The 8,367-nt window shown below is 66.2% G+C and carries 9 protein-coding genes; 6 read left to right on the top strand and 3 right to left on the bottom strand.

Annotated features, from left to right (window positions below; translation table 11 throughout):
- The first annotated feature begins 97 nt into the window (after positions 1 to 97).
- On the top strand, positions 98 to 1,093 hold the full coding sequence (locus J4G38_RS22660) for an MlaD family protein (RefSeq protein WP_210521175.1): 996 nt from the start codon (positions 98 to 100) through the stop codon (positions 1,091 to 1,093).
- 66 nt (positions 1,094 to 1,159) lie between these two features.
- Here the strand turns inward: J4G38_RS22660 and J4G38_RS22665 are convergent, their stop codons facing one another.
- Entirely contained in the window at positions 1,160 to 2,299 is a 1,140-nt protein-coding gene (locus J4G38_RS22665) for an Acg family FMN-binding oxidoreductase (RefSeq protein ID WP_210521176.1), read from the bottom strand.
- A gap of 55 nt (positions 2,300 to 2,354) precedes the next feature.
- Positions 2,355 to 2,630 (bottom strand): hypothetical protein, encoded by a 276-nt coding sequence (locus tag J4G38_RS22670; protein ID WP_210521177.1) that lies wholly within the window; start codon positions 2,628 to 2,630, stop codon positions 2,355 to 2,357.
- Between the two features lie 246 nt (positions 2,631 to 2,876).
- Between J4G38_RS22670 and J4G38_RS22675 the strand changes: the two genes are divergently transcribed.
- From J4G38_RS22675 to J4G38_RS22690, 4 genes are all read left to right on the top strand, one after another.
- Complete coding sequence (locus J4G38_RS22675; RefSeq protein ID WP_210521178.1) at positions 2,877 to 3,863, top strand: 2-hydroxyacid dehydrogenase; 987 nt, start codon at positions 2,877 to 2,879, stop codon at positions 3,861 to 3,863.
- 31 nt (positions 3,864 to 3,894) lie between these two features.
- On the top strand, positions 3,895 to 4,341 hold the full coding sequence (locus J4G38_RS22680) for a BLUF domain-containing protein (RefSeq protein ID WP_210521179.1): 447 nt from the start codon (positions 3,895 to 3,897) through the stop codon (positions 4,339 to 4,341).
- Positions 4,342 to 4,404: 63 nt separating this feature from the next.
- Positions 4,405 to 6,186: an ABC transporter ATP-binding protein gene (locus J4G38_RS22685; protein WP_210521180.1), complete on the top strand. Its 1,782-nt coding sequence runs from the start codon at positions 4,405 to 4,407 to the stop codon at positions 6,184 to 6,186.
- Positions 6,187 to 6,473: 287 nt separating this feature from the next.
- Entirely contained in the window at positions 6,474 to 6,803 is a 330-nt protein-coding gene (locus tag J4G38_RS22690) for a CsbD family protein (protein WP_226163699.1), read from the top strand.
- Between the two features lie 176 nt (positions 6,804 to 6,979).
- Here the strand turns inward: J4G38_RS22690 and J4G38_RS22695 are convergent, their stop codons facing one another.
- Entirely contained in the window at positions 6,980 to 7,804 is an 825-nt protein-coding gene (locus J4G38_RS22695) for a universal stress protein (protein ID WP_210521181.1), read from the bottom strand.
- Between the two features lie 251 nt (positions 7,805 to 8,055).
- Between J4G38_RS22695 and J4G38_RS22700 the strand changes: the two genes are divergently transcribed.
- On the top strand, positions 8,056 to 8,367 hold a 312-nt coding region (locus tag J4G38_RS22700; protein ID WP_317198224.1), incomplete at its 3' end, for a general stress protein.

The raw sequence follows: 8,367 nt of genomic DNA on the forward strand, positions 1-8,367 counted from the left end.
CGTTGTACCAATTGAATCCCTACCCCACGCGAGATGCTTCGCTACGCTCGGCATGACCGCCTTTTTACTCATTACTAACCGCTTACCACTCCCCACCATGCCCCAGCGTCCTGTCGGAAATTCTATTCGCCTCGGCGCGTTCGTGCTGACGGGGCTGGGGTGCCTGCTGGCCGTGCTGTTTCTGCTGGGCCGCAAGCAGAACCTGTTCAGCCGCAGCCTGGTCATTGAGGCCGATTTTCGGAACGTTTCGGGCCTGCTCACCGGCAACAACGTGCGCCTGGGCGGCATCACGGTGGGCACGGTGAAAGGGATTACCATCGTGAACGACAGCACCATCCGCGTGGCGATGAGCCTGAATACCGACGCGCAGCCTTTCGTGCGCCGGAACGCGGTGGCCACCGTGGGCACCGATGGTCTGGTGGGCAACACCATCATCAACCTGACGGCGCAGCCCGCGCCCGCCCCGCCCGTGGCGGCCGGCGACCGGCTGCGCACCACCACCCCAGCCAGCCTCAACGCCATGCTCGGCACCCTCGATATCTCGAACAAAAACCTGGCCGTCATCACCCAAAGCCTGCGCCGGATGGCGACCAAGCTCGATACCAGCGCCATCTGGCAATTGCTGAACGACCGGCAGCTGCCCGCCACCGTGCACCTAAGCCTGGGCAACGTGCTGGCCACCACGGCCCAGCTGCGCCAGGCCGCGCAAAACGCGGTGCAGCTCACCAACGGCGTGCGCCGGGGCCAGGGCCCACTCGGCTACCTGCTCACCGACCAGCAGTTTGGCGGCCAGCTGGGGCACGCCGCCCGGCAGCTGGCCGGCACTTCCGACACGCTGGCGGCTACCCTCACCGGCCTGAAGCGGCAGGTGCAAACCGGCGCGGGACCGGTGCACACCCTGCTGGCCGATACCGCCGCCGCCCGGCAGGTGCGCCAGAGCCTGCGCAGCGTGCAACAGGGCACGGCCGGCTTCAACCAAAGCATGGAAGCCCTGCACCACAACTTCCTGCTGCGCGGCTACTTCCGCAAGCAGGCAAGGAAGAAAGCCCGCGCCACGGCCGACTCGCTGAAACGCGTGGGCCAGGCCCGCTAACGCGGGCAGGTGGACAGCAGCGGCCCAACCCCCTCATGCGGAACGTTATCCTTGTAAGGCAAGCGCCTAGACGGTGCCCAAACCGGCCGCTCCGGCGTGCACGAACCACGCCACCGGCCGGCGCTCCGATACAGGATTGGGGTAATCGGCCACGTAGCCGCAGCGGAGTAGAAACTGAATGGGTTCGGCCAGGCCCAGGGCCGCGTTCACCTGCCCGGCAAAGGGCGCTTCCTCCAGAATCTGGGTCATGGGATGCAGCCCGATGCCCTGCGCCCGCACCCGCACCCAGAGGCGCTGCACCCGCCGGCCGGCCGCGAGCAGGGTGGCCGGGGCGCGGTCGGGGCTGGTGAGTACCAGCCAGCCCGCGCCCGCGCTCACTTGCTGCGCCGCGCTGGTCAGGGCGCGTTCCCGGAAGCTGGCCTCCATCACCGTGGCGGGGGTGTAGAAGTGGCGTACCCACCAGCCGGCCACGCCGGTAATATCCATGCCGGCGGGCGTGAGGCCATCGCGGTGCCGCGCCGCTTCCCGGTTCGAAAACCGCATCCACTGGCTCAGTTCGCGCTCGGCGGGGTCGCGGTAGGTTTGTTGGTGGTTGGCGGCCAGGGTTTGGGCATCGAGCCACTGGCCTTCCGGGGTGGCGCGGGCGAAGTAGTGGCAGCCGGGTTCGCCGGCGGTCAGGCCGCGCACGGCGGCGGCGGGCAGCGCGTCGTTGCGGTAGCCGGTGCGCACCGTGCGGCGGCTGGTGAGTTGGGCCAGGTCGAAGCCCGGGAGGCCGGCCGTTTTGGTGAGCACGACCGCCGCCACCTCCGCCGACTGGTAGGTGGTGGCGAGTAACGTCCAGCGGCAGGCGTAGCCGTAGTGGCCGGCGGCGTACTCCAGGCTTTGCAAAAAGGCCCCGATGGAGAGCATCGTTTCGCGCTGGGTGGGGTCCACGGCCGGCAGCCAGCGGGCCGGGTCGTTGCCGATAACCCACTGGAACGGCCCGTGGCGCGTTATCCGCCAGGGTTGGGTGTTGTGGCCGCTGGGGGCCAGCGCGGCCAGGTGCAGGATGGCCTGCTCGTCGGGCACCAGCGGCACGGCCGGCCGGGACGCATCGGCCGGGGCCTCTTCGGGGCCAGCGGGCTGGTGCTCCACCAGCCAGTCGGTAGCCGCGCCGGCCGCCAGCAGCGCCCCGCCTACGAGGGGCCAGAATTTTCTACGAGTCATGAGCCGTGGAGCTAAAGAGCGGGGCCGCTGGGTCAATGCTTTTTTGCAGCGAAGCCTACCCTTCCATCGTCGTTTTGGCGGTGGCCGGGCGCTTGGCGGCCGTGCGGGTGGCGCGGATGACCGGCTTGGGCAGCGCGTGAGGTGCCCAAGCCGGTTTTTTATGGCTCTTCAGCTCTTTGGCGGTGAGCTTGGCAAACTTACGGGCGAGCTGCTTCGCGGTGCGGGCCACGGCTTTTTGCAGCTTTTTGGTGTGTTTCTCATTCAGGCCGCCGAGGTTGAGCTGCAGGCTTTCGGCCAGGGCGTCCCGGAGTTGTTTTTCGGCATTTTTCATTGGTTTTCAGCGGTTTGTTGGATGAAACAAATTGGCAACAAGGCTTGCCGGCGGGCACCGAACCAGCTTTCGCGGTAGCGGGGCGGTCCGGAAGCAGCTGCCCGCAAATAACCTGAATAATCAATCTGCCCCCCCCGATAATAATCAAGCAAAAGTCAGATTTATATCATGGGTTGCGCCCGCCTCCGGCCGGAACCTTGCGGGGCCTGATTCCGGGCAATTACTATTTCCCCGCCGCCTGTCTTTATGAAAGTTACCGTCTTCAGCACCCTGGCCTTCGAGCGCCCTTTTCTGGAGCAGGCCAATGCCGGCCGCCACGAGCTGCTGTTCCTCGAAGCCAGCCTCAACGCCATCACTGCAGCCCTGGCGCAGGGCTCCGAGGCCGTCTGCGTATTCGCCCCCGACGACGTATCGGCCCCAATTCTGGAGCAGCTGCACGCCCACGGCGTGCGCTACGTGGTGGTGCGCGCCGCCGGCACCGACAATGTGGACCTGCCCGCCGCCCACCGCCTGGGCCTGCGCGTGGCCAACGTGCCCGAATACTCGCCCTACTCCATCGCCGAGCACGCCGTGCTGCTGATACTGGCCCTGTGCCGCCACCTGCGCCGGGCCAGCCAGCAGCTGCGGGCCAACGACTTTCGCCTCGACGAGCTCATCGGCTTCGACCTGCACGGCAAGACCGTGGGCATCCTGGGCGTGGGGCGTATTGGGGGCGTGGTAGCGCGCATTCTGCACGGGTTCGGCTGCCAGCTCTTGGGCGTGGATGTGCAGCCCAACCCCGACCTGACCGCCCAATTCGGCCTGCGCTACGTGACGCTGCCCGAGCTCTGCGCCCAGGCCGACATCATCTCGGTGCACACGCCCCTCACCGCCCAGACGCAGCACCTGATTGACGACCAGGCGCTGGGCCAGATGAAGCCCGGCGTGCTGCTGGTGAACACCGGCCGGGGCGGCGTGCTCGACACCGAAGCCGCCCTGCGCGCCCTCGATTCGGGCCAGCTCGGCTACCTCGGCCTTGATGTGTACGAGCACGAAAAAGGCCTCTTTTTTGGCAACCACAGTAAGGACCAGCTGCGCGACGCCACCTACGCCAGGCTGCTCACTTACCCCAACGTGTTCCTCACCGGCCACCAGGCCTACCTCACCCGCGAGGCCCTCACCAACATTGCCGACGCCGCCGTGGCCAGCCTCGACGCCTGGGGCCTGGGCCAGCCCGCGCCGCACCAGTTGTAAGTACCTGCCACCCGCCTTTTCTTCTTTCTGCATGCAACCGTACCACCTTATTTATCTGAGCCAGTGGATGGAGCCGATGGGAGCCGCCGCGCTGGAGGTCCTGCTCCACCAGTCCCGCACCTACAACCGGCAGCACGACATCACCGGCGTGCTGCTGCACACGCCCGAAGGCCGCTTCCTGCAAGTGCTGGAAGGCCCCCGGGCCGCCGTCCGGCACCTCTACTACCACGCCATCCTGTCGGACCCGCGCCACCACCACTGCCGGGTGCTGGGCGAGGGGCCGTGGCCCACGCGCAGCTTCGCCACCTGGACCATGGGCTTCCGCCACGCCCAGGCCGGCGACCTGCGCACCCTGCTGGGGGAGGCTACCGGCGACTCCCTCGGCCTGACGCCCCGCCCCTACCCCCGGCCCCAATTACTCGGCCTGGTGCTCGATTTTGTGGAGCAGGACCGCATTCCTACCTGGCAGGAGCAGTAGGGAAAACGGCGCTGCCCCTCCCGTGAGGGGAGCGCTGCACCGCCCCTTTATTCCTCCTTGACTATGAGCTTGTGGCAGATTATCCGGCGGCTGTTTCCCTACGTGCGGCCCTACCGGGGGCTGGTGGCGGGCACCCTGCTGCTCACCCTTCTGGGGGCGCTGGCGGCGCAGGTGAACCCGTTTGTGCTGCGCTACGCCGTGAATACCGTGCAGCACCTGCTGCGCACGGGCCAGGGCGTGCGCGGCGGCGCGCACCTGCTGCTGCTGGTGAGCGGCGTGCTGCTGGGCAAGGAGCTGGTGAACGTAGCCCTGATTTTCGGGCAGAAATACTTTGGCGAGGAAATCCGGGTGTCCATCTCCAGCGCGTTGAGCCAGGATGCCGTGCGGCGCATTCTCTCCTACCGCCTGGGGTTTTATGCCGATGCCCACAACCAGACCGGCCAGCTCCAGACCCGCCTCGACAAGGGCGTGGATGCGCTCATGAAGCTGGTGCAGGACCTGTTCATCGACATTATGCCGCTGGTGGCCAATGCCGTAGTGGCGCTGGTGGTCATGTTCGCGGCCAATGTGTACGTGGGCCTCACGGCCGTGGTGCTGCTGCCCGTGTACTTCGGCCTGAGCTACTGGCAGGGCCGGCAGCTGGGCAGCACGCGCCACGACATGCGCGTGCTGCGCGAAGACAAGAACGGCGGCCTGCTCAACCTCATCGACTCGGCTGTGGTCATCAAAAGCTTCGTGCGCGAGGGCTACGAGGAGCAGAAGCAGAACGCTCTGCAACAGCAGCTGCGCGTGGCCCAGCTGAATATGCGCAAAACCAACTTTCTCTTCGACGGCCTGAAAACCTTCGTCGAGCAGCTCGGCGTGGTGGGCATCGTGGCCACCACGGCCTGGCTGGTGCTGCACCGCCGCCTCTCGCTCGGCGACATCATGTTCTACGTGCTGCTGCTGCACAACGTGACGGCCCCCATCCGCCAGCTGCACCAGATGTACGACGAGCTGAACGAGGTGCACACCTACTCCGCCGCCTTCTTCACCCTGCTCGAAGCCGATGACGCCGTGGAAGTGAGCGGCTCCGCGCCAGCCGATTCTCTCACCGGCACCTTCGAGCTGCGCCACGTCTGTTTCAGCTACCCCAACGGCACGGTGGCCCTGCACGACGTGAGCCTGACCGTCGCCGCCGGCCAGACCACGGCGCTGGTGGGCCTGAGCGGCGCGGGCAAAAGCACGGTCATCAACCTGCTCTGCCGCTTCTACGAGCCCGCGAGCGGCGAAATCCTGCTCGACGGCCGCCCCCTGGCCGATTATGACCTGCACGCCCTGCGCCGGCACATCGGCCTGGTGCTTCAGAAAAACCACATTTTCAAGGGCACCATTGAGGAAAACATTGGCTACGGGTTGGTCGATGCCACCTTCGAGCAGGTGCAGCAGGCCGCCCGCGAGGCCCAGCTGCACGAGCAAATCCGGCTGCTCCCCGGCCAGTACCAGACCGCCGCCCAGCAGCTGTCGGGCGGGCAGCAGCAGCGCATTGCCATCGCCCGGCTGTTCCTTAAAAACCCGCCCCTCATCTTCCTCGACGAGCCCACCGCCAGCCTCGACGCCGTGACCACCGAGCAAATCAAAACCAGCCTCGACGCCCTCAAAAAGGGCCGCACCGTGGTCATGATTTCCCACAGCCTGGCCCAGATTGTGGATGCCGACTGCGCCTACGTGCTCCAGCAGGGCCGCGTGGTAGCGCACGGCCCCCACCGCAGCCTCTACGCCCAGGGCGGCGTGTACCGCACCATTTTCGACGCCTCCGCCCGCAGCCTCAACGTGGAGAAAATCGCCGAAACGCTGGCGTTATAACCCCCGTCATGCTTCATCTGGCGTCCGCTTGTCGAAGCATGACGTTCGGAGTGATTTCGAAGACTCCCTAAACAGCTTCAATGCCAACGGTTGTTGAGTAAAGTAGTCTGTTTTAGCCTTTGGCATAATGCGCGTCCCACGCTTTACCGGACTTGACGAACATCATCAGTTGGTCTGCTGAAGGTCAAAGCGGCGCAGCGGGCGGGGCGCGACCTTTGCTGAAACCCCAACCGCCCAGCGCCGAAGTTGGCCTGCGGCTTCAGTATCCACTTTTTAGTCCACTTATCATGACATCCGAAAAACCCAAAAACACCACCGGTAAAGTATTGCTTACCGCCCTGGCCGGAGCCGGCTTAGGCGCGCTCACTGGCATCCTGCTGTACTCCAAGCGAGGCGTCGAGCGGCGCCGCCACTTCCGCAACTTCCGCACCGACCAGCGGCTGCGCCTGCGCGGCGACTGGAACCAGCTCAAAGGCAAGCTGCAGCACGCCTACACCCAACTCACCGACGAGGACCTGACCTACGTGGAAGGCAAGGGCCACGAGCTGGTGAGCCGCCTGCAAGCCAAGCTGGGCAAGCGCAAGCGTCAAATTATCAAGCTATTGAACGCCCTGTAGGTCCTCCGCACCTGCCCGACAGTGAACGTGCCCGCCACCGGGTTGCAGCGCCGGACCAGCTTGGTCGTGCTGCAACCCGGTGGCGGGCACGTTGCGTGTCGGGCTCCTGCCTCAGCGCCCGCCTTGCCAAAGGCCGGCGGGGCCGGGGCGGCTGGTAAAGCCCCCAAGCGCCCGCGCTACTCCATGGCGGGCAGCATCAGTACGGGGATGGGGCTGTGCAGCAACACCTGCGCCGTGACGCTGTGGTGAAACAGCCGGCCCAGGAAGCTGCGCGGACGGGCAATGAGGGCGACCAGGTCGAATTCCGCCGACCCGGCTACCCGCAGGATGCCTTCGGCCGGGTGCGGTGCGGACACGCGGCGGTGGCGGGTGAGTTCCGTCAAATCATCGGCCAGCCCCGTGCGCTGCACCGATTCGAGGGCCTGGCGGGGAAGCTCTTCCGCACTGCCAGGCGGCAACACGTGCAGCACCGTGAGGGCGGCGGGCAGGGCATCGAGCAGCCGGCGCACCGCCCCGGTGTAGGGGCCGAGGGTGAAGGGTTCGCCGTCGACGGCCAGCAGCACGCGACGGGGCGCGGGCGGGGTGGCGGGGCTTTCGGGCACCACCAGCAGCGGGTGCGGAATGGTGCGCAACAGGGCCAGCGCGAGGGGCGTGAGCAGCTCGTCCGGGGTATTGCCCGCCTCGGTCCGGCCCAGCACGATGAGCGTGGGCTGATGCTGCCGGACGGCCCGCGCCACGGCTTCGGCCACCAGGCCGTGGCCCGCTTCGGCCACGGCGGGCGCGGTCAGCCCGCGCTCCAGGCTGGCAAAGGCCAGCCGGATGGCTTCGGTGTCCAGGCCGGCCAGGGTGCCGCTTAGTTGCTCGGGGTCCAGGATGGCGTCGCGGCGCACGTGCAGCAGCACCAGCCGCGCGCCTACGGCCCCGGCCAGACGGTCGGCATAGGCCAGGGCGTGGTCGGCGGGTTGGGTAAAATCGGTGAGAACGAGCAGCGAAAGGGCCATGAGCAAGGAGGTCAAAGTGGTGAAATTACGGGCAAATAACCATGAGTATTAAGGCAGAATACTTGTTGAAAATCAATATAAACCATGATGTTGGTCATGCAGCAGGCTGATTGACCCTCGTAATCTTACAGCACCACTTTGCTGGGACCACCGCCGCCGGGTAATGGGCAAGCATGGGGGCAATTGCTTTCGGTAAATTTCTCCTTCCAGTGCCTCAACACCGCCTCGTTCAGCTGAATTACTCCCCCGTAATGACCGCGCGCTATGACACCCACGAGCAAGCCGAAGAAGCCGTTCAGAAGCTCCCGCACCACGGCTTCGACATGCAGCAGCTCTCCATCATGGGCCACGACTACCACGCCGAAGAAAATGTGGTGGGCTACTGCAACATGGGCGACCGGATGAAGAAATGGGGCGGCAACGGGGCCTTCTGGGGCAGCATGCGGGGCATGTTGATGGGCTCCGCCTTCATCCTGATTCCGGGCGTTGGCCCGCTGCTGCTGGCCGGGCCGCTGGTGGGCATGTTGGCAGGCGCTCTGGAAGGGGCCGTGGTGGTGGGCGGC

Source organism: Hymenobacter terricola, assembly GCF_017921975.2.
GTDB lineage: Bacteria > Bacteroidota > Bacteroidia > Cytophagales > Hymenobacteraceae > Hymenobacter > Hymenobacter terricola.